Genomic DNA, 21,074 nt, shown 5'->3' with positions numbered 1-21,074 from the left:
TAACAGCGTGAACCGGTTTCTCACCTCGATCGTCGCGTGGTTGCGCGCGGGATATCCCGAGGGCATTCCGCCGACCGACTCCTTTGCGGTGCTCGCCCTGCTTTGCCGCCGGCTGAGCCACGATGAGGTCAAGGCGGTGGCTAACGAACTGATGCGACTCGGTGACTTCGACCAGATCGACATCGGCGTGGTGATCACCCATTTCACCGACGAGTTGCCGTCACCGGAGGATGTTGAGCGCGTCCGGGCGCGGTTGGCCGCCCAGGGATGGCCACTCGATGACGTCCGCGACCGCGAGGAGCACGCATAGCCATCCTGCGTGCGCTGCACGTCCCGGCCGGTTCTGCTACCGCGCTGCTGCTGCCTGCCCTGCAACGAGTGCTGGGTGGCAGCGACCCGGCATTGGTCGCGGTGCCCACCCAGCATGAGTCCTTGCTGGGCGCTTTGCGAGTGGGCGAGCAGATTGACGACGACGTCGCCCTGGTAGTGACGACGTCAGGAACCACGGGACCGCCCAAGGGCGCCATGTTGACCGCGGCGGCCTTGACCGCCAGCGCCTCGGCCGCCCACGACCGGCTCGGCGGACCGGGCAGCTGGCTGTTGGCTGTGCCGCCGTATCACATCGCCGGGCTGGCGGTGCTGGTGCGCAGCGTGATCGCCGGATCAGTTCCTGTCGAACTGAACGTCTCCGCGGGATTCGATGTCACCGAATTACCCAACGCGATAAAGAGATTGGGTTCTGGCCGGCGATACACGTCGCTGGTCGCCGCACAGTTGGCCAAGGCACTTACCGACCCGGCGGCCACGGCCGCGCTGGCCGAATTGGACGCGGTGCTGATCGGCGGCGGGCCGGCCCCCCGGCCCATCCTGGACGCCGCGGCCGCCGCCGGCATCACGGTGGTGCGCACCTACGGCATGAGCGAGACCTCGGGCGGCTGTGTCTACGACGGCGTTCCGCTCGACGGGGTCCGGCTGAGGGTGCTGGCCGGCGGCCGCATAGCTATCGGCGGTGCGACCCTGGCCAAGGGCTATCGCAACCCGGTCTCGCCCGATCCGTTCGCCGAGCCAGGCTGGTTTCACACCGACGACCTTGGCGCCCTTGAATCGGGTGATTCGGGTGTGCTGACCGTGCTGGGCCGAGCCGACGAAGCGATCAGCACGGGCGGATTCACCGTGCTGCCGCAGCCAGTGGAGGCCGCACTGGGCACCCACCCTGCGGTGCGTGACTGCGCGGTTTTTGGACTTGCCGACGACCGACTCGGTCAGCGAGTGGTCGCCGCGATTGTGGTCGGCGACGGATGCCCACCACCAACGCTAGAAGCGCTGCGGGCGCATGTCGCGCGCACCCTGGACGTCACCGCCGCGCCCCGAGAGCTACATGTCGTGAACGTGCTACCGCGACGCGGCATCGGCAAGGTGGACCGGGCAGCGTTGGTGCGCCGGTTCGCCGGTGAAGCCGATCAATAGGCTGATCGGTCGTGAGGATCGGTCGCCGCGAGGGATTGGCCGTCGCGATCGGGTTTGTCCTGGTCGGCGCCGCGTTCGTACTGCCGCGGTTGAACCTGGGAATCAAACCGCGATCCGATATCGGCTTGGAGCGGTTTGCCACGCGCGCCGGCGCCGCGCCGATCTTCGGCTACTGGGACGCCCATGTTGGCTGGGGCACGGCCCCGGCGGTTCTTACCGCAGTGGCCGTTGTGGCGTGGGGGCCGGTAGTGGCGCACCGGCTCCCCTGGCGGGTGCTGACGCTGAGCACCTGGGCCACCGCCGCCGCCTGGGCGTTCTCACTGGCGATGATCGACGGCTGGCAGCGCGGCTTTGCCGGCCGATTGACCACCCGTGACGAGTACCTGTGGCAGGTGCCCGGCATTGCCGACATCCCGGCGACGTTGCGGACGTTCACCAGCCGGATTCTCGACTTCCAGCCCAATTCCTGGGTGACTCACGTCTCCGGGCACCCGCCGGGTGCGCTGCTGACGTTTGTCTGGCTGGATCGGATCGGGCTGCGCGGTGGCGGTTGGGCGGGGCTGGTGTGCCTGCTGGTGGGATCCAGCGCGGCGGCGGCGGTGCTGATCGCCGTGCGGGTGCTGGCCAGTGAGCAGATGGCGCGGCGGACGGCACCATTCGTCGCGGTGGCGCCGACGGCGATCTGGATCGCGGTTTCGGCCGACGGGTATTTCGCCGGTGTGGCGGCGTGGGGTATCGCCCTGTTGGCGGTGGCGGTGCATGGTGCCACTCGCTTCCCGGCGCTGGTGGCGGCCGGAGCGGGGCTACTGCTCGGCTGGGGTGTCTTTCTCAACTACGGGCTCGTGCTGATCGTGCTGCCGGGGATGGCGGTGTTGGCCGCCGCAGATTGGCGGCCCGTCCTGCGGGCACTGGGGCCGGCCGTGCTGGCGGCGCTGGTGGTCGCGGTGAGCTTCGCGGTTGCCGGATTCTCCTGGTTCGACGGTTATACCCTTGTCCAGCAACGCTATTGGCAGGGGATCGCCAAAGATCGGCCGTTCGGCTATTGGTCCTGGGCAAACTTGGCGTGCGTGGTCTGCGCTATCGGGTTAGGCAGCGTCGCAGGTCTCAGCCGGGTATTCGACCGGGCCGCGATCAGTCGTCGATCCGGCTGCCATCTGCTGCTGCTGGCGGTGCTGGCCGCCATCGCCTTGGCCGACCTGAGCATGCTGAGCAAAGCCGAGACCGAACGAATCTGGCTGCCCTTCACCATTTGGCTGACCGCGGCGCCCGCACTGCTGCCGCCCCGCTCGCACCGACTCTGGCTGGCGGTCAACGCCGCCGGGGCCCTACTGCTGAACAGCATCATCTTCACCAACTGGTAAGCAAATGCGCCGGCGCGGCCTCAGAGTCCAGCCGCGCGGGTAGCCTGCGCGAACCGACTCCCCGGAGCGCAGCAATCGCGTACCAGCGCGATGTCGTCCACGATGTCGAAGTCGCCCAGACGCTGCACTAGCGTCACATCAATGCCGTTGTCGCGCAACGCCTTCAAGGTGAGCTCGCCGGTGTCTGGCTGTGACATCGGGACGGCGCGCAGGCACTCGGCCGCAGTAGGCGTGCGTATCCCCAGCACCCACCAACCGCCGTCGAACGCCAGGCCGAGCACCGCGGGGATTTGAAGCAGCAGGCGTGCACAATCGGCCAACAGCTCGGCGGTCACCTGGGGCGTGTCCATCCCGATCTGCAGCACCGGATAGCCGTCGGCCGCGTCGACGTGTGCGTTGGCGAGCCGGTCGGCGAAGGCGTCACCGCGCTGCCGAAATACCGTGAAGGACTTAAGCCGTCGGCGGATCTCCGCGGAATCGGCCGCGGAGTCCAGGTCGCCGGTAAGCGCCACCGCCCGGGCGGTGACCGGCGCAGCGGCCACCGCATCCAGGGTGTCCAGCAGTGCGGCCGCGGCGATGTCGGCGGCGACCTTATCGCCAATCGCCGCGGCCAGCCGGGTCTTGACCCGGCCCGGCTCCGGCGCTTTAGCGACCACCAGCACGCTGACCGGCAGGCAGCTCACGAGATCACCTTCCAGAAGTCCAGGATCGCGATGATGCTGCCCCGCAGCGAACCGCTGACCTTGGATTTGCCGCCGGTCCGGGGACCGTAACTGACGTCGAGTTCGACGACACGCCAGCCCGCCGCAGCGGCCCGGACCAGCAGCTCCAGCGGGTAACCCGAGCGTCGATCGACAACGCCCAGATCCAGCAGGGCCTCTCGCCGGGCGACCCGCATGGGCGCGATGTCGTGCACCGGCAGGCGGTGGCGGGTGCGCAGCCGCCAGCTCATCACCACGGTGCCCACCCGGGCGACCCATGGCCAGTGCAGGCCCGCCACCGGCCGCCGCCGACCGGTCACCAGGTCGGCGCCCTTGTCGAGTTCGGCGACCAGCTTGGGCAAGTCGCCGGCATCCATCGAGCCGTCGGCGTCGATGACCGCTACGATGGGGGTGGTCGCGGCGAGCACACCGGCATGCACCGCCGAGCCGTATCCGGGCCGCGGCTCGACAACCACCTGGGCACCGTGGCGGGCGGCCACCGTCGCGGTGTCATCGGTGCTGTTGTTGTCCACCACTAGCGCCCGATAGCCGGCCGGGATCGCGGCCAGCACCGCCGGGAGTGACTCCTCCTCGTTGAGACAGGGCAGCACCACCGTCACCGCATCACCGGCCATGTCCTCCGACCGTAGTGAAGCCGCGACCGTGATCAGAACCCGCCGAATAAGTCGCCCCCGCCGCTGCCGTTGCGGCCACCGGACGGCGGCTGCGGAGCCGGCGCCACCGTCTGCGGGGCCACGGTCTGCTGCTGGGTTGGCATCTGTTGGGTTGGTTGTTGCGTGGGCTGCTGCGTCGGCTGCGGAGCGACGGTCGTCGGCGTGGCGGTGGCTGGAGCGACCGTGGTCGGGGCGACGGTGGTCGGAGCGACCGTCGTCGGGGCGACGGTCGTCGGGGCGACGGTCGTTGGTGGCGTGGTCACCGGCGTGGTCGGCGGCGTCGTTGGCGGCGTGGTCACCGGCGTGGTCGGCGGCGTCGTTGGCGGCGTGGTCACCGGCGTGGTCGGCGGCGTGGTCGGCGGCGTCGTCGCCGACGTGGTCACCGGCGTCGTCGGCGGTGCGGTGGGGATGGTCGGCATTCCAGGCTGCCAACCCGGGAACGGGGGAATGATGATCGGGACCGGGATTGGCACCGGGGCAGGCACAACACCGGGCACGGCCGGCGCTTCCGGCGCAGGCGAAGCCGGCGTCCCACCCACCCCGGGTGAGGTACCCGGCCGCGGCACCACGTTCTGTACAGCCGGAATGGTGCCGCCCTGGAATCCAGCGGTGGGATCATCGGGCGGAGGCGGCGGGACCGGCGCCTGCTGTTGCGTCGGCAACAACGGCATGAACTTCCCTGGCTGGGCGTTTTGGTGTCCCTCTACCGGTTTTGAGGCCGCGGTCGGTCGGATGGTGACCGCCACCGCCACCGCCAGCGAGGCGAAACCGATCACCGCAAAGGCCACGACAGCGTTGCCGATCAGCAGCGACCGTCGGCTCAACGGCGCCGAGCGATCCGCGGCTGCCCCGTATTCGTCGTGTTCCTCATATTCGTCGACCGGAAGCAGCTCGTAATCGCTGGCCTGCGAGTACGCCAGCTGCTCGCCTTCAGAACCCGATTGCCCCGCCTCGGCCCGGGGGAGCGAAGTGGTCGCATCCGCGACCAGGGCCGGGTGCGCCATCGTAGCGGCGCCGGCCGCCATCGCCGCGCCACGGGCCAGCGCGAACGTGGGGTCGTCGGGAGTCTGCACGCGCATCGTCGACGCCGCGCGCAGCTGGTCGGCAAGAACCGTGGTGTGCTCGGCGGACCTACCCACCAGGAAGACATCCCCCGGGGCGAGGGCCTGGTCGCCGAGCCGGGCCATCAGGGTATCGACGGTCGATGTGGCGTCGGCGCCCGCCACCGGCGCGACGGCCACCATCGTCGGCGGCGCGTCCGGGTCACCAACCACCGATAAGGTTGCCGTCTCATCACCCACCAACAGCACGGCAGAGCCGGCATGTGCCGCCCCGACCAGCGCCGTGGCGGCCTGCGCCTCGGATATCACGGCAACGTCGTGGACCCCGGAGTCCTGCAGTGCGTGCTGCAGCTCGTCAGCTTTGGCCTGATCCGGCCAACACAGCCGGGTAGCGACCAGCCGGTGGTTTTCGCCGGCCAATGACCGATCCGTGCCCACCACGGTCTCGGTTAACACCTCGACCGGGTGCTCGGCCACATCGAGCACGAACTGGTCGATCACGGTGCCGGGCGCAGCCGAGTCGACCAGCGCCAGACGCGCGACCCGATCCGTGACCGCAACCCCCAAAGCGACGTCCATCGCGGCTCTCCTTCGGCTGGCTACCCCACAACCAGCAATGTCCCGGCATCGTTACACTGCGATACCGTCGGCAGTATCGGTAATTCGGCGACAGCGTTCGCCTATGACCGCAGCGTAACCGGGTTCGCAAACAGCGGGACGGTCACCGGGCAAACGAGATCCGCCCAACCGCGTGTTCTGCGCCACTGCCGCGTCGTCGGAACGGAGACTATGTTCGCAAGCGAGCAACGCAGTCGGCCCGGCCGGGTGCACCCACGCCACCACAGGACCGACTCGGCGCCAACCGTTCTTGATTCCCGGGGGGCATCGTGGGCCTGAGCAGCGACGACACCCGACGACGCGAGGTCGTCCGCGACTTGGCCGCTGGTGCCCTGCTCATCGGTGCGCTGTTTTTCCCATGGAACCTGTATTTCGGTTTCCGAATCCCGGACAGCAGCAAGACCGTGTTCGGGTTGCTGCTGGCGGTGACATCGCTCTCTTTGGCATCGCTTGCCGTGACCTTCGCCGGGAGGCGCTCACAGCTTCGCCTGGGCCTCAACGTCCCCTATCTGCTGCTGGTGCTGGCCTTCGTGGTGTTCGACGCGATCCAGACGATTCGACTCGGCGGCACCGTCCACGTGCCCGGTGGTGTCGGGCCGGGGGGATGGCTGGGGATCACCGGCGCGCTGTTGAGCGCGCAACCGGCGCTAACCGGCGCTACCACCGATGAGGGCAGCCACAGCAGGTGGCTGCGGGCCACCCAGTTCCTCGGCTACGCGTCTATGTTGGGTGCGGCCCTCAGCACCGGTTTCAACCTGAGCTGGCGGGTCAGGTACGCGTTGGAGCCCGCGGCCGGCGCGTCCGGTTTTGGCAAACAGAACCTCGCGGTCATCGACACGGCGGTGGTGTACGGCGTGGTAGCCCTGGCCGCCGTGCTGGTCGCGTCCCGGTGGCTGCTTCGGCCTACAGCGGCCGAAGCGCTCTCAACCGTGGCGCTGGGTGGCTCCACCCTGATCGCCGGGTCCATCGTGTGGAGCCTTCCCATCGGCCGCGAGATCGACGCGTTCCACGGCATTGCCCAAAACACGTCGACGGCCGGCGTGGGATACGAGGGTTATCTGGTGTGGGCCGCGGCCGCGGCAATGTGTGCGCCGCTGACCCTGTTCAGGTCCCCGAACGCGCCACCGATCGACAAAACCGTGTGGCGGGCAGCGTCCCGAAACGGCTTGCTGCTCATCGCCGTGTGGTGCCTGGGCTCGGTAGCGATGCGGTTGACCGACCTCGTCGTCGCGGTGCTGTTGAATTATCCGTTCTCGCGCTACGACAGCATGGCGCTGGCTGCGTTCGATCTGGCCACCGCGGTCCTAGCGATCTGGCTTCGCTTCAACATGGCGACCGAGGCCCTGCCCGCGAGGCTGATCTCGTCGCTGTGCGGATTGCTATGCACATTCACCGTTTCGCGCGTCATCGTCGGCGTCGTCCTGGCTCCGCGATTCCAGGCATCTTCGGGCGGGTCGGCTCACCCCGTCTACGGAAACGATCTTGCCCAGCAGATCACCAGCACCTTCGATGTGGTGCTGTGCGGCCTGGCGCTCAGCATCCTCGCGGCGGCCATCGTCATCGGCAGGCTGCGCCAGCTGCCGCAACCCCCGCACACCCCGGCGCTGTCCCGGCCTGCTGGATCCCCCCGGATTTTCAGGTCAGCTGGGTCGACGCACCCAGTGCGGCCGAAGATCTACCGGCCGCCGGACCACTCGTCGTAGCTCGAGCGGTCAGCGAAGCGGCGCGAACGCGAACTCACGCAGTCCTTCGCCTGGATCGACGGCCGCGCGGAACCCGAGCACGCGGGCGGCCCGCGCGGGATCGGCGACAATGTGGCGCACGTCGCCGCTGCGGTAGTGCCCGGTGATGGCCGGGGACATCGAGCCACCGCGGGCGTCGCATATCGCGGTTGCCACCTGAAGGATCGAGATGGGGCGCCCGGAACAGACGTTGACCGCGGTAAACCCGTCGCGGTCCGCTTCACCCAGATGCACCGCGGCGAGGTTCGCCGCGGCCACGTCGTCCACGTGCACGAAGTCCCGCATCTGGCCGCCGTCTTCGAAAACCTTTGGTGGCTTGCCTTTTTCAACCGCCGAGCGGAAGATCGCGGCCACTCCGGAGTAGGGGGTGTCGCGCGGCATGCCGGGGCCGTAGACGTTGTGGTAGCGCAACGCCACCACCGAACCGCCACTCGCTTCCGACCACGCCAGCGCGTAGTGCTCCTGCGCGGTCTTGCTGGCCGCGTACAGGCTGCGCGGGCGCAACGGGGCATCCTCGTCGACCAATTGCCAGATGACTGGCTCGCCGCACCCCGGGCAACGGTGCTCGAAGACCCCATTGTCCAGGTCGGCTCGCCGCCGCGGCAGCGGGTCGACCGGTCCATGCTGGGGACAGTCATAGCGCCCCTGCCCGTAAACCACCATCGACGACGCCAGCACCAAACGGCGGACCCCGGCGGCGAACATCTGCGCCAGCAGCACCGTGGTGGCGAAATCGTTGTGGCCGCCATAGGCGGGTGCGTCGGCGGCGTTGACGCCGGCACCCACCATGGCGGCCTGGTGACACACCAGATCGACACCGGCCAACAACGGGGCCAGCGCGCTGGCGTCGCGCACGTCGACCCGCTGGCAGCCCGGTGGCAGCACCGGGTTTGGCCCGTGCGCGGCGGGCAGCAGCGCGTCGACGCCCACCACGTCGTGACCCGCAGCCCGTAACGCCGCATCCACGCGCGACCCGATGAAGCCGGCCGCGCCGGTCAGCAGCACCCTCATGGCAGCTCGAACGGCAACGGAACACCGGCGTGGTGTTGACAGTGCGTGCACGTGCGCTCGTCGGCGACCCGATCGATGGCGGCCCGCACCAGCCTTTTGAGCAGTTCGATGTTCTCCCCGAATGCGGCGAACACGTCGGCGGCTTTCACGCCATCGCCAGCAGCGACGCCGGCATCCACATCTGTCACCAAAGCGATTGCTGCGTAGCATAATTCGAGTTCGCGAGCCAGCACCGCCTCGGGATAGCCGGTCATGTTGACCAGATTGCACCCGGCAGCGGCGAACCACTGGCTTTCCGCGCGGGTGGAAAACCGCGGACCCTGGATCACCACCATGGTGCCGCCGTCGACAACACCGGGCAGGCCGGTCACCGCGGCCCGCAGCGTGGGGCAGTACGGATCGGCGAAGGCGGCATGGACACCGCCGAAGTCGAAATAGGTGTCGGCGCGGCCGCTGGTGCGGTCGACCAGCTGATCGGGCACCACGACCGCGCCGGGCTCGAGTTCAGGGTCCAGGCTGCCGACCGCACACGGCCCGAAGACCCGCCGCACACCAAGCGCGCGCAGCGCCCACATGTTGGCCCGATACGGCACGGCGTGCGCCGAGTACTGGTGATGGGCGCCGTGGCGGGGCAAGAACGCGACGTCGTGCACCCCGATGGTGCCGATCGTGATCGGGGCGCTGGGTTGACCGTAGGGGGTGTCCGAATTGACTGTGCGGGTGTCCGACCCAAAGAAGGTGTAGAAGCCGCTGCCGCCGATCACTCCGAGCATGCGCCCATTGTTGTGCATAGGGCAGGATGCCCTGGTGGCCAGTTTCGCACAGTGGGTCTCCGGCGCGCGGCCCCGAACGCTGCCGAACGCGATCGCGCCAGTGGTTGCCGGCACCGGCGCCGCGGCCTGGCTGCACGCGGCCGTGTGGTGGAAAGCGCTGTTGGCACTGGCTGTTGCGGTGGCGCTGGTCATTGGGGTCAATTACGCCAATGACTACTCCGACGGCATCCGCGGCACCGATGACGACAGGGTGGGTCCGGTGCGGTTGGTGGGCTCGCGGCTGGCGACCCCGCGCTCGGTGCTGACCGCTGCCATGACGAGCCTGGCGCTCGGTGCGCTGGCCGGGCTGGTTTTGGCGCTGCTCAGCGCGCCGTGGCTGATTGCGGTGGGTGCGATCTGCATCGCCGGGGCCTGGCTCTACACCGGCGGGTCAAAACCCTACGGCTATGCGGGCTTCGGCGAACTGGCGGTGTTTGTGTTCTTCGGGCCGGTCGCCGTGCTCGGTACCCAGTACACGCAGGCATTGCGGGTGGACTGGGTGGGGCTGGCACAGGCGGTAGCAACGGGTGCGTTGTCGTGCTCGGTGCTGGTGGCCAACAACCTGCGCGACATCCCCACCGACGCGCGGGCCGACAAGATCACGCTGGCGGTGCGGCTGGGAGACGCCCGGACCCGGATGCTTTACCAGGGCCTGCTGGCGGTCGCCGGGGTGCTGACGTTCGTGCTAATGCTGGCCACGCCGTGGTGTGTGGTGGGCTTGGTGGCCGCGCCTTTGGCGCTGCGCGCTGCCGGACCGGTGCGATCCGGGCGCGGCGGGCGCGAGCTGATCCCGGTACTGCGTGACACTGGGCTGGCCATGCTGGTGTGGGCGTTGGCGGTGGCGGGGGCATTGGCGTTTGGTCAGTTGAGCTAACTTCGAACGTGCACTCAGGGCGGGCTCCGTCGGCGTGTCGTCGCCGTAGGTGCACACTCGACGAGAACAGATAGGACGGGTATGACGGAGATCGCCACGACCAGCGGCGCCAGGAGCGTCGGGCTGCTCAGTGTCGGGGCGTACCGGCCCGAACGCGTGGTCACCAACGACGAGATATGCCAGCACATCGACTCGTCCGACGAGTGGATCTACACCCGAACCGGCATCAAGACCCGCCGATTCGCCGCCGACGACGAGTCGGCGGCTTCCATGGCGACTGAGGCCTGTCGACGGGCACTGTCGAACGCCGGCCTGTCGGCGGCCGACATCGATGGCGTGATCGTCACCACCAACACCCATTTCCTGCAAACCCCGCCGGCCGCCCCAATGGTCGCGGCGTCGCTGGGCGCCAAGGGCATACTCGGGTTCGATCTTTCGGCGGGGTGCGCCGGATTCGGATATGCGCTTGGCGCAGCGGCCGACATGATCCGGGGCGGAGGTGCGGCCACGATGCTGGTGGTCGGCACGGAAAAACTGTCCCCCACGATAGACATGTACGACCGCGGCAACTGCTTCATCTTCGCCGACGGCGCGGCCGCAGTGGTGGTGGGCGAGACACCGTTTCAAGGCATTGGACCAACCGTGGCGGGTAGCGACGGCGAACAGGCCGATGCCATACGGCAGGACATCGACTGGATCACTTTCGCCCAGAATCCCAGCGGCCCACGCCCGTTTGTGCGGCTCGAAGGTCCCGCGGTCTTCCGTTGGGCAGCGTTCAAAATGGGCGACGTCGGTCGGCGCGCGATGGACGCCGCCGGGGTGCGACCCGACCAGATAGACGTGTTCGTCCCTCATCAGGCCAATAGCCGCATCAACGAGCTGCTGGTCAAGAACCTGCAGTTGCGGCCCGACGCGGTGGTCGCCAACGATATCGAGCACACCGGAAACACCTCGGCGGCCTCCATTCCGCTCGCGATGGCCGAATTACTGACGACCGGCGCGGCCAAGCCCGGCGATCTGGCCCTGTTGATCGGCTACGGCGCCGGTCTGAGCTATGCCGCCCAGGTGGTGCGAATGCCGAAGGGTTGAGCGCGCGAAGATCGGCGCTAGCCAGGGATCAGCCGTGCGGGCCGGTCGTGCCGGGGCTGCCGAACAGCGAACCGCCGGCACCGCCGCCCCCGCCGGCCGCGCCGGCCCCGGGGGAAGCGCCAACCCGGCGGGCCCGCCGGCCCCGCCGGCCCCGCCGTCACCGCCGTTGCCAAGCAGCTGGGCATCACCGCCGCGGCCGCCGTCCCCGCCGTCGCCACCATCGTTGCCGGTGCCGCCGCGGCCACCACCGCCGCCGGCACCGCCGGCGCCGCCGTCGCCGTACAACCACCCACCCGCACCACCGGCCCCACCGGCACCCCCGTCGCCACCGATGGCGGTGGTGCCGCGGCCACCGCCGCCGCCGACGCCGCCGGCGCCACCGTTGCCGAACCACGCGCCCGCACCACCGGCCCCACCGACAGCCCCATCACCACCGGCACCGCTGCCGCTGCCGAAGCGGCCACCGCCGCCGCCACCGGCGCCGCCGTCGCCGCCGTTACCGAACAACCACCCACCACCGCCACCGGCCCCGCCGGCCCCGCCGTCACCGGAGGAAAGGCTGAAGACAGCACCGCCGACACCGCCGACGCCGCCGGCGCCGCCATCGCCGTACAACCACCCGCCCGCACCGCCGGCCCCAGCGGCACCCCCAGCCGCACCGAATCGAGCATCCACTCCGCGTCCGCCCCAGCCGCCGTCCCCACCAAACCCGAACAGCCCGGCATCGCCACCATCACCACCCAGCCCACCAGTGGCAACCTTGATTGAGGCGGCCCCGCCGGCCCCGCCGGCCCCCCCATTACCAAGCAACCACCCACCAGCACCACCGGCCCCACCCGCACCCCCATCACCACCGGAATCCTGGGTGCTGCTGCCGTCGCCGCCGTCGCCGCCGACGCCGCCGTCGCCGCCGTTACCGAACAACAACCCACCAGCACCACCGGCCCCACCCACACCCCCAACGGCACTGACGCCGGTGCCGGACTCGTTACCGCCGTTGTCGCCTGCGCCGCCGTCGCCGCCGTCGCCGTACAACCACCCACCGGCCCCACCGGCCCCGCCGGCCGCCCCGCTCTGGCCGAACCCACCCGCGCCACCGGCCCCGCCAAACCCGTACAGGCCGGCGTCACCGCCGTGACCGCCCGGCCCGCCGGTGGTGCTGACCCCGGTGACGGCCCCGCCGGTCCCGCCGTGGCCGATCAGCCCGGCGGCGCCGCCGGCCCCGCCGGCCTGCCCGGCCGCACCCGACCCGCCGTTACCGCCGTTGCCGTACAACAGCCCGCCTGCCCCGCCGGCCTGACCGGTCCCGGCCGCCCCGTCGGCGCCGTTGCCGATCAGCGGCCGCCCCAACAACGCGAGGGTGGGCGCATTGATCGCGTTCAGCAACTGCTGCTCCACGTTGGCGGCCTCGGCGCCCGCATACGCACCCGCACCCGCGGCCAACGCCCGCACGAACTGGTCGTGAAACGCCGCCGCCGCAGCGCTCAGCGCCTGATATTGCTGGGCGTAGGAGGAAAACACGGCCGCCACCGCCGCCGACACCTCATCGGCACCGGCGGCCAACAGCGCCATCGTCGGGGCCCCGGCCGCCGCATTGGCCGCACCGATAGCCGACCCAATACCCGCCAAATCCGCCGCCGCAGCCGCCACCAGCTCCGGGGTTACCAGCAAATTAGACATCGCACACCTTCCCGCAACCCACACCCGGTGCAGCCAACGTTAGGAGCCGCCAATCGCGGCCGAGGCGAATCGCCACGATCAGCGCAAACACTGTGCTGAATGCCCAACCCACTTGTGCACAATGCCGACTACCAGGCGCCCCGCGCTCACTGTTCTTCGGGTAGCGACTCGCCACGCAGCCGGGCCCGCAGCCGTTCCCGCTCGGCGCGCCGACGCTCACCGGCCACCGCGAGCGCGGCCGTGGCGCGCCGCCGCAGCGGGCTGAACACCCAAATGCCCAACGGCATCGCGATGATCAGCCCGAACAGCGTGGCCACGACAACGGGGAATTCGGTCAACCCGATCAGTCGCGCGACCCCGAAAATCGCTGCGCTGACCGCCACCACCAGCAGCAGCCGCGCCGTCGCATAGACCAGTATGTCGACAACACCCCGAGTGGTCTTGTCGTTAGGCGCTTCTGACACAGCCTGAGCCTACGGCGCGGGTATATTCGGTCCAAGGAGGTGTCGAGTGCTCTACCTGCTCCTCGTGCTGATTTTGGCGACGCTGATCTACCTTGGCTGGCGCGCTGCACGGGCACAGATGAACCGGCCCAAGACTCGCGTCATCGGGCCCGACGACGATCCAGAGTTCCTGCGGCGGTTGGGGCACGGGGACAATAACCGTTCCTAGGTGAAGCTCGGTTTGCAGCGCCGCGGGTCGCCGGGGAATCCAGCGGCCACCACCGCTGCCAGTTCGGTGAGCGCTTCGCGGGTCTCCCGCCGCAACCGATCCAGCGCGATTTCGGCGCCTTCTTCGAGGTGTGGGTCGAACGGCACCACGCGCACCGCACGGCAACGCCTGGAGAAGTGCTCGACGACCTTGCCCACGTCGACCTTGCCCGCGCGCGGCCGCACCGCGTTGACGACGGCGATCGAGTTGCGCACCTGGTCGTCGTGGCCGTGGGCCTGCAGCCAGTCCAGCGTCGCCGCGGCGCTGCGGGCGCCGTCGATGGACCCCGAGCTGACCACGACCAGTACGTCGGACCTAGGCAGAACCGCCGACATCGCCGAGTGCAGCAACCCGGTACCGCAGTCGGTGAGCACCAGGCCGTAGAACCGCTCCAGAATGTCCAGGGTGCGGGTGTAGTCGTCGGCGCTGAATGCGTCCGAGGAGGCCGGATCACTGTCCGATGCCAGCACTTCCAGCCCGCTGGGTCCCTTCGATGTGTAGCCGCGAACGTCGCTGTAGCGCTCGATGCCGTCGGCGTCGCGCAGCAGGTGCCGCACCGTGGCCGGCGTCTCGAGCGGGACCTTTTGGCTCAGTGTGCCGCGGTCGGGATTGGCGTCGACCGCGACAACCCGGTCACCGCGCAGGTCGGCAAAGGTGGCCCCCAGGGTCGCGGTGATCGTGGTCTTGCCGACACCCCCTTTCAACGACAACACCGCGATCCGGTAGCAGCCGCGCAGCGGGCGGTTGACCTGAGCGACCAGGTCGTTGAGGTGCGCGGCCCGAGGGCCTTCCCCGGCGTTGATCAGCCGACCCGACAGCAGATAGAGCAACCGACGCCAGCCTTCCGACGGTGGCGGCTTGACCGGCCTCAGCAGCGTGGTGGTGGCCAGTTCCGGATACGGCGTATGGGGCACCGGCTCGAGACGATACGGCGGCCTTTCAGCCGGGCTGGCCGGGCCCTCATCGGGGCCGCTGTAGTAGGCGCCGTAGGCCGTCGGGTCGAGCCGCTGGGTGCGGAATCCCGCAACTGACCTAGTCGGTGTTTCACCACCGGCCGCAGCCGGTGGTGCCCCCACGGATGGCACGGGCGGCAACTGCACGGTCGGATGATCCGTGCCGCCGTTGCCGCTATCGGGGGCTCCCACGCCCGTCCTCGGATGCTCGGTCACCAGCACTCCCCCTTGCTGCGGTCCTCGGGTCGGTTGCAGACGAACGGTCAGCCCACGCCCGCATACGAGTGCAGGCCGACGGTCACCAGGTTAACGAAGAACAGATTGAAGACCATGGCCACGAAGCCGGCGACATTGATCCAGGCGGCCTTGCGGTCCCGCCAACCCGCCGTTGACCGCGCGTGCAGGTACGCCGCGTACACCACCCACGCGACGAAGGACACCGTCTCCTTGGGGTCCCAGCCCCAGTAGCGGCCCCAGGCTTCCTCGGCCCAGATGGCACCGAATATCACCCCGAAGCCGAAAACGGGGAAGGCGAAGATCGTGGTCCGGTAGGCGATTCCGTCCAGGGTTTGGGCATCGGGGAGCCGCCGCACCATACCCGCCAGCGCGCCTTCACCGGTTGGCTCACCCAGCCGCGATGTGCGCACAAGGAACAGGATGCTGGCGACACCGGCGACCAGGAATACCCCAGAACCGAGGCTGACCACCGACACATGAATGGGCAGCCAGTAGGACTGCAGTGCCGGCATCACCGGGGCGGCATTGGCGTAGAGCCAGCGTCCGGACACGGTGAGCAGGATCAGCACCGGGACCAGCAGGAAGACCCACAGCGGCCGGTATCGCGCACGGCGCAGCACGACCGCGCCGGCGATGAGCCCGGACAAGCAGGTCAGGTTGATGAACTCGTACATGTTGCCCCACGGCACCCGCTGGGTGGCCAGGCCGCGCAGCACGACGCACGCCAGCAGTAGCCCGATGCCCAGATAGGCGACGGCCAGCCCGCCCCGCCCGACGCGTTCGTCGAACGGCCGGTGCCGTTGGTCCGCCACGATCCCAGGGGTAGCGCTATCGGTGGCCACCGATCCGGCCGGCACGGCCAGCGGCGCGAGTCCGCGACCGCGAACCTGGGCGAACTCGAACGCCAGCAGCAGCAGCGCGACCACCAGCGCCACCACGGCCGAGGTGAACGCCCAGTCGGAGTAGCGGGCCAGGCCGACGTTGACGTGCAGCGTGTTCAATCGACGTCCCTTCCGGTCCCTGCGGCCGCTTCGGCCATGTCCGGGGACCGCGCCTCAAAACCCGCCAGCAACCGCCCGGTCAGCCGCTCGAACTCGGCGCCCCACCCGGAGTTGTCGGTGCGCGTCAGGCCGCCCAGCTCGACGTTTACCGTACCCGCGGTCGTCGGCGTGATCCGCGCCCACACCCGGCGCCTGCGCACCAGCAGCGACACCAGCAGTCCCGCCATCATCGTGATTGCGAAGACCAGCACCCAGGACTGGCCGGGGTCGTGGGAGACCTGCAGGTTGACGAACGGCACCGCGCCGTCGAACCGGACCACCGTGCCGGCCGCCGGGCCTTGGTCGATGCGGACTTGCTGACCGGCGCGCAGGTTGACCCGCTTTTCCTTGACCAGCCGGCCCTGCTCGATCAGCCGGTGGTCCAGGGTGAACAACGACTGGGGCCGCCCGCTGTCCAGGCCGGTGTCGCCGCGGTAGATGTCGATGGCCACCGCCGGGGCATTGAGCGCGGGGAAACGCGACGACAGCAGGGTGCCGTCGAGCTGCTCGGTGGGAGCCAGCAGGCCCTGGATGGCGATCTGGTGTTTGCGACGCTCGTCGGGGTTGGGGTAGCTGCCGGCCGGCGGGTCGATGCGCACGACGCCCGCCGACAGCAGGGTCTGCGGGTTGTCGGGTCGCCACTGCACGGTCGACGTGCGGGTCTGCCCGTCCGGGAACGTCACGGTGAAGGTGGGCGCATAGCCGTGGCCCTGCAGGTACACCCGGTCGCCGCCGACCCGCAGCGGGTGATTGACCTGCAGCCGGTAGGGCCGCCAGCTGTTGGCGATCAGGTCAGCAGTGGCCGGGTCGGCCTGATAGTCGATGTCGGCGGCGAACGAGGTGGCCTGCCCGGACGGCAGGTAGTGCGCTTGGAAGTTGTTGACCCGCACACAGATCGGGTGCAACGACGTGCCGTCGACGGTGTTGCCGGCGCGAAACGAGTCGAACGCGGCCGGCGACGCCGAACAAAAACCGGGTCCGCCGTCGGCTATCACGATCACGTTGCCCTCGTAGCCGAACAGCTTGCCGACGGCCACCGCCACCAGCAGACCCAGCAGCGCGAAGTGGAACACCAGGTTGCCGAACTCGCGCAGGTAGCCCTTCTCGGCGGAGACTTCCACGCTGTCGCCTTGTTGCCGGGTGATGCTGCGCCAGCCGCGCAGCCGGCCCGTGATGGTGGCGGCCAGGGCGGCGGGCTCGCCGGCCAGCCGGGCGTGGGCGTGCTTGGGCAGCCGGGCCAGGTTGCGCGGGGCGGCGACCGGTGTAGCCCGCAGGCTGCGGGCGTGCTCGATCGTCCGCGGGGCCAGACAGCCGACGAGGGACACGAACAGCAGCACGTAGATGGCGGTGAACCAGAAGCTGGAGAACACGTCGAAGGCCTGCAGCTCGTCCAGCCACGGACCGATGAGTGGGTGCGCGGCCAGGTAGTCGTCCACCTTGGCGGCGTTGAGGCCACGCTGCGGCAGCAGGGCCCCGGGTATGGCAGCCAGCGCGAGCAAAAACAGCAGCACCAGCGCGGTGCCCATCGACGTCAACGACCGCCACATGTTGCGCGCCTTTTGCGCGGCACCCTGCCCACTCAAATCGGCAACCTCACGTCGGAAACGAAGGCGTCGCGCAGCCACGACACGACGTCGTTCCACACCCCGGTGACCAGCGCGGCACCGACCGCGATCAGCAGCGCCCCGCCGAAGATCTGGATGGCCCTGGTGTGCCGGCGCAGCCAGCCCAGGCCCGCCACCGCCCACGCCGAACCGAACGCCAAAAGCACGAACGGAATCCCCAGCCCCAGGCAATAGGCAATCACCAGCACGATCCCACGCGCCACGCTGGCACCCTCGGTGGCCGAGGCAACGGTGATCACCCCGGTCAGCGTCGGCCCCAGGCACGGTGTCCAGCCGAGCGCGAACACCGCGCCAAGCACCGGCGCCCCCGCTACGCTCGTCAACTGGCGCGGCGTGAACCTCGCCTGGCGCTGCAGGGCTCCGATGAACCCCACGAACACCAGGCCCATGACGACGATCAGCACGCCTCCGACCCGCTGCAGCAGCAGCTGATTCGTGATCAGCGTGGTGGTCATGCCCAAGACGGCGACGGTGCCCAGCACGAACACCGTCGTGAACCCCGCCACGAACAGCGCCGCCGATCCGGCGACCCGCCAGCGGGCAGCCACCGGGGGTTTGACGACGCCGGCCGGCAGCTGCTCGTCCACCCCAACGACGGCCGCCAGATACGACAGGTAGCCGGGCACCAGCGGCACCACACATGGTGAGGCGAACGACACCAGACCAGCCAGCAGACATACCCCCACCGCCACCAGCAGTGGCCCCACCGCGGCAATCTCGGTGAACCCGGTCATTGCGCCCCCACCGGAGCCCGACCCGACGGCTCCTCCTCGGCCACCCGCTCGACCACCGGCTGCAGGTCCGCAGCCAGCAATTCGCGCAGAAACACCGCCGCGACCCGGTGCTGACGGTCCAGCACCAGCGTGGACGGAATGACGCTGGTGGGGTATTTGCCACCGAATGCGATCAAGGTGCGCATCGCCGGGTCATAGATCGACGGGTACGTCACATGCCGGTCGTTGATGAAGTCCTGGGGCGCCTGGCGGTTGTTGTCGCGCACGTCGATCCCGAGGAACGACACACCCGCACCTCGGGTGGCGTCATACACCCGCTGTAGTTGGCTGACCTCGGCCCGGCACGGCCCACACCATTGCCCCCACACGTTGACGACGACGACCTGCCCAGGGAAGTCGTCCAGCGACACACTGCGCGCCGGATCCGCCAGCTCCGGCCCAGACAGTGGGCCCGGGCGGCCGCGGCTGGCAGGCGGATCGTAGAAGATGTCGGTCTTTCCGCCGGGCGAGACGAATTCGAACGTGCCGCCTTGGGCGACGGCGTCGCGCCCGGAACAGCCGGTGAGCAGCAATGCCGATACCGCTGCGGCGATCACCAGCCGGCGCATGGTCAAAGCGCCGCTCCTTCTGGTCGCTCTGCTCTGCATCGTCGCCGGCGCGGTCAAAGCGCCGCCGGCTGCGAATACACCACGTCAACCAGGCGGTCGCCGTCGTAGATCAACGACGTCACCGAGGCCAGTGCGCAGTCCCGACGGCGCGGATCGTGCCAGAGGCGCTTACCGGTCAGATACAGCCGCAGCGTCCACACCGGCAGCTGATGGCTGACGCACACCACCTCATGGCCGGCGCCGCGGACACGTGCCTTGTCCACCGCGGTCGTCATTCGGGCAGCGATATCCACGTAAGGCTCACCCCACGACGGGGTGAACGGGTTACGCAGCTGCCACCACACCCGCGGGTCGCGCCATGCCCCGTCACCGGGGCCGACGCGGCGGCCCTCGAAGAAGTTGGCCGATTCGATCAGATCCGGGTCTGTCTCCACCGCAAGGTCATGCCGGGCGGCGATGGGCGCGGCGGTCTCCTGGGCACGCTGCAAGGGCGATGCGATTACCGCGACGATGTCGCGGTCGGCCAGCGCGTCGGCGACGGCGGCGGCCTGCGCCGCGCCGGTTGCGGACAGGTGGAATCCGGGCAGCCGCCCGTACAGGATGCCGGTAGGGTTGTGCACCTCACCGTGGCGCACCACGTGGACTTGGGTTTCCTCGGGCATCAGGCGGGCCTTTCCTGGGCCGCCGCTCGGGCCGCGGCGGGCAGCGCGTTGGCGATCCGGCCGAACGCCGCGTCGTCCAAAGCGGCCGAGACGAACCATGCCTCGAAGGCACTGCACGGCGGGTAGACACCGGCGTCCAGCATGGCATGAAAGAACGCTGGATAACGCCAGGTCTGGCTGGCCCGCGCGGACGCGAAGTCGGTCACCGGTGTTTCGCCGAAGAACACACTGAGCATATTGCCTGCCCGCGAAATCTGGTGTGGCACAACGGCATCCGTCAGTGCCTCGGAGAGCAGGCCGGCCAGGCGGTCAGCGTTGGCGTCCAATGCGGTGTAGACCGCGTCGTCGGCGGCCCGCAGCGTTGCCAGCCCGGCGGCAACCGCCACCGGGTTACCCGACAACGTGCCGGCCTGATACACCGGCCCCAGCGGCGCCAGCCGCTGCATCACCTCGGCGCGCCCGCCGAACGCGGCGGCGGGCATCCCGCCGCTCATCACCTTGCCGAAGGCGAACAGGTCAGCGGGCACCGGATCGATTCCGTACCAACCACTTCGGCTGACCCGGAACCCGGTCATCACCTCGTCGAGGATGAGCAGGGCGCCGTGCTCGGCGGTGATCGCGCGCAGCGCCGCGTTGAAGCCGGGCCCGGGCGGGACGACTCCCATGTTGCCGGGGCTGGCCTCGGTGATTACGGCGGCGATCTGCTCGCCGAACCGGGCGAAGGTCTGCTGTACGGCATCGATGTCGTTGTAGGGCAACACGATCGTGTCGGCTGCCGCGGCGCCAGTGACCCCGGGGGAGGACGGCAGGCCCCGTGACGATTGCGAGCGCGGCGAAGCCGGGCGCTGGGGGTCGTCACATAAGCCCAGGGTGGCCACTCCCGAACCCGCGTCGGCGAGCAATGCGTCGACGTGTCCGTGGTAGCAGCCGGAGAACTTGACGATCTTGGCCCGGCCGGTGAATCCGCGGGCCAGCCGCACGGCGCTCATAGTGGCCTCGGTGCCGGAGTTCACCAGCCGTATCCGCTCGACGGGAGCTACCCGGCCGATGATCTCGCCGGCTAGTTGGGTTTCGGCGGGAGTCGGGGCCCCGAAGGACAGGCCGCGGGCTGCGGCCTTGGCCACTGCCTCGACGACGGCCGGATGCGCGTGACCGAGGATCATCGGGCCCCATGAGCAGACCAGGTCTACGTAGCGGTTGCCGTCGGCGTCAATCAACCAGCAGCCGTGGGCTTCGGTAATGAAGCGCGGGGTGCCGCCCACCGCCGTGAACGCCCGCACCGGGGAGTTCACTCCGCCGGGTATGACGCTGCATGCGGCCTCGAACAGCTGCGCCGATGTGCGCGCGGCTCCCCTTACCCGCGAGGTGGCCTGTTCCGTGCTGCCCATGACGACTAGTGTTCCAGCCTGCCCAG

Annotated in this window: 21 protein-coding genes and 1 other annotated feature; of the genes, 7 read left to right on the top strand and 14 right to left on the bottom strand. The window is 69.4% G+C overall.

The window, feature by feature from the left end; all coding sequences use genetic code 11:
* Window positions 1–7 precede the first annotated feature (7 nt).
* From Rv0543c to Rv0541c, 3 genes are all read left to right on the top strand, one after another.
* Complete coding sequence (locus tag Rv0543c) at window positions 8–310, top strand: hypothetical protein (protein ID NP_215057.1); 303 nt, start codon at window positions 8–10, stop codon at window positions 308–310.
* Window positions 311–378: 68 nt separating this feature from the next.
* Window positions 379–1,467, top strand: a complete 1,089-nt coding sequence (gene menE, locus Rv0542c) for a 2-succinylbenzoic acid--CoA ligase (protein ID NP_215056.1) — start codon at window positions 379–381, stop codon at window positions 1,465–1,467.
* 11 nt (window positions 1,468–1,478) lie between these two features.
* Window positions 1,479–2,828, top strand: a complete 1,350-nt coding sequence (locus Rv0541c) for an integral membrane protein (protein ID NP_215055.1) — start codon at window positions 1,479–1,481, stop codon at window positions 2,826–2,828.
* Between the two features lie 20 nt (window positions 2,829–2,848).
* Here the strand turns inward: Rv0541c and Rv0540 are convergent, their stop codons facing one another.
* The 3 genes from Rv0540 to Rv0538 are packed head-to-tail and all read right to left on the bottom strand — an operon-like array spanning window position 2,849 to window position 5,843.
* Window positions 2,849–3,511 (bottom strand): hypothetical protein, encoded by a 663-nt coding sequence (locus Rv0540; protein NP_215054.1) that lies wholly within the window; start codon window positions 3,509–3,511, stop codon window positions 2,849–2,851.
* Window positions 3,508–4,140, bottom strand: coding sequence for a dolichyl-phosphate sugar synthase (locus Rv0539; protein NP_215053.1), 633 nt, complete (start codon window positions 4,138–4,140; stop codon window positions 3,508–3,510). Before Rv0539 ends, Rv0540 begins: the two co-directional genes overlap by 4 nt.
* A gap of 56 nt (window positions 4,141–4,196) precedes the next feature.
* Window positions 4,197–5,843, bottom strand: coding sequence for a membrane protein (locus Rv0538; RefSeq protein NP_215052.1), 1,647 nt, complete (start codon window positions 5,841–5,843; stop codon window positions 4,197–4,199).
* A gap of 308 nt (window positions 5,844–6,151) precedes the next feature.
* On the opposite strand from Rv0538, the gene Rv0537c reads away from it, so the two are divergent.
* On the top strand, window positions 6,152–7,585 hold the full coding sequence (locus Rv0537c; RefSeq protein NP_215051.1) for an integral membrane protein: 1,434 nt from the start codon (window positions 6,152–6,154) through the stop codon (window positions 7,583–7,585).
* A gap of 9 nt (window positions 7,586–7,594) precedes the next feature.
* On the opposite strand, the gene galE3 is transcribed toward Rv0537c, so the two are convergent.
* Both galE3 and Rv0535 read right to left on the bottom strand, forming a co-directional pair.
* A complete protein-coding gene (gene galE3, locus Rv0536) occupies window positions 7,595–8,635 on the bottom strand; it encodes a UDP-glucose 4-epimerase GalE (RefSeq protein ID YP_177737.1) in 1,041 nt (346 codons plus the stop codon).
* Window positions 8,632–9,426, bottom strand: a complete 795-nt coding sequence (locus Rv0535; protein ID NP_215049.1) for a 5'-methylthioadenosine phosphorylase — start codon at window positions 9,424–9,426, stop codon at window positions 8,632–8,634. The genes galE3 and Rv0535 overlap by 4 nt, the downstream gene beginning before the upstream one ends.
* A 16-nt stretch (window positions 9,427–9,442) precedes the next feature.
* Here Rv0535 and menA point away from each other — a divergent pair, with 16 nt between their 5' ends.
* Together menA and fabH are read left to right on the top strand one after the other, a co-directional pair.
* The gene (menA, locus tag Rv0534c; protein ID NP_215048.1) at window positions 9,443–10,321 is read left to right on the top strand and encodes a 1,4-dihydroxy-2-naphthoate octaprenyltransferase; all 879 of its coding nucleotides are present in this window, start codon (window positions 9,443–9,445) and stop codon (window positions 10,319–10,321) included.
* Between the two features lie 81 nt (window positions 10,322–10,402).
* Complete coding sequence (gene fabH / locus Rv0533c) at window positions 10,403–11,410, top strand: 3-oxoacyl-ACP synthase III (RefSeq protein ID NP_215047.1); 1,008 nt, start codon at window positions 10,403–10,405, stop codon at window positions 11,408–11,410.
* Here the strand turns inward: fabH and PE_PGRS6 are convergent.
* Window positions 11,306–13,090, bottom strand: coding sequence for a PE-PGRS family protein PE_PGRS6 (gene PE_PGRS6 / locus Rv0532; RefSeq protein YP_177736.1), 1,785 nt, complete (start codon window positions 13,088–13,090; stop codon window positions 11,306–11,308). The two genes, fabH and PE_PGRS6, sit on opposite strands and share 105 nt — an antisense overlap.
* 146 nt (window positions 13,091–13,236) lie before the next feature.
* Window positions 13,237–13,554, bottom strand: a complete 318-nt coding sequence (locus Rv0531; protein ID NP_215045.1) for a membrane protein — start codon at window positions 13,552–13,554, stop codon at window positions 13,237–13,239.
* A 46-nt stretch (window positions 13,555–13,600) separates the two neighbouring features.
* On the opposite strand from Rv0531, the gene Rv0530A reads away from it, so the two are divergent.
* Window positions 13,601–13,762: a hypothetical protein gene (locus tag Rv0530A; RefSeq protein YP_007409181.1), complete on the top strand. Its 162-nt coding sequence runs from the start codon at window positions 13,601–13,603 to the stop codon at window positions 13,760–13,762.
* Here the strand turns inward: Rv0530A and Rv0530 are convergent.
* From Rv0530 to hemL, 7 genes are all read right to left on the bottom strand, one after another.
* Window positions 13,759–14,976, bottom strand: coding sequence for a hypothetical protein (locus tag Rv0530; RefSeq protein NP_215044.1), 1,218 nt, complete (start codon window positions 14,974–14,976; stop codon window positions 13,759–13,761). The two genes, Rv0530A and Rv0530, sit on opposite strands and share 4 nt — an antisense overlap.
* 41 nt (window positions 14,977–15,017) lie before the next feature.
* Window positions 15,018–15,992 carry a cytochrome C-type biogenesis protein CcsA gene (gene ccsA, locus Rv0529; RefSeq protein ID NP_215041.2) on the bottom strand — a complete coding sequence of 325 codons (975 nt, stop codon included), beginning with the start codon at window positions 15,990–15,992 and terminating at the stop codon, window positions 15,018–15,020.
* A complete protein-coding gene (locus Rv0528) occupies window positions 15,989–17,578 on the bottom strand; it encodes a transmembrane protein (protein NP_215042.1) in 1,590 nt (529 codons plus the stop codon). The genes ccsA and Rv0528 overlap by 4 nt, the downstream gene beginning before the upstream one ends.
* A gap of 32 nt (window positions 17,579–17,610) precedes the next feature.
* On the bottom strand, window positions 17,611–18,390 hold the full coding sequence (ccdA, locus tag Rv0527) for a cytochrome C-type biogenesis protein CcdA (RefSeq protein YP_177735.1): 780 nt from the start codon (window positions 18,388–18,390) through the stop codon (window positions 17,611–17,613).
* The gene (locus Rv0526; protein NP_215040.1) at window positions 18,387–19,037 is read right to left on the bottom strand and encodes a thioredoxin; all 651 of its coding nucleotides are present in this window, start codon (window positions 19,035–19,037) and stop codon (window positions 18,387–18,389) included. Before Rv0526 ends, ccdA begins: the two co-directional genes overlap by 4 nt.
* Window positions 19,005–19,055 (bottom strand) — a repeat region (51 bp Mycobacterial Interspersed Repetitive Unit,Class II). It overlaps the preceding gene by 33 nt.
* Window positions 19,052–19,660 (bottom strand): hypothetical protein, encoded by a 609-nt coding sequence (locus tag Rv0525; protein ID NP_215039.1) that lies wholly within the window; start codon window positions 19,658–19,660, stop codon window positions 19,052–19,054. (Overlaps the previous feature by 4 nt.)
* Entirely contained in the window at window positions 19,660–21,048 is a 1,389-nt protein-coding gene (gene hemL / locus Rv0524) for a glutamate-1-semialdehyde 2,1-aminomutase (RefSeq protein NP_215038.1), read from the bottom strand. The genes Rv0525 and hemL overlap by 1 nt, the downstream gene beginning before the upstream one ends.
* Window positions 21,049–21,074: the final 26 nt, after the last annotated feature.

Source organism: Mycobacterium tuberculosis H37Rv (genome assembly GCF_000195955.2).
Classification (GTDB): Bacteria; Actinomycetota; Actinomycetes; order Mycobacteriales; family Mycobacteriaceae; genus Mycobacterium; species Mycobacterium tuberculosis.
Note: the sequence above shows the minus strand (reverse complement) of the source record. Positions and strands in the feature narration are given on the sequence as shown.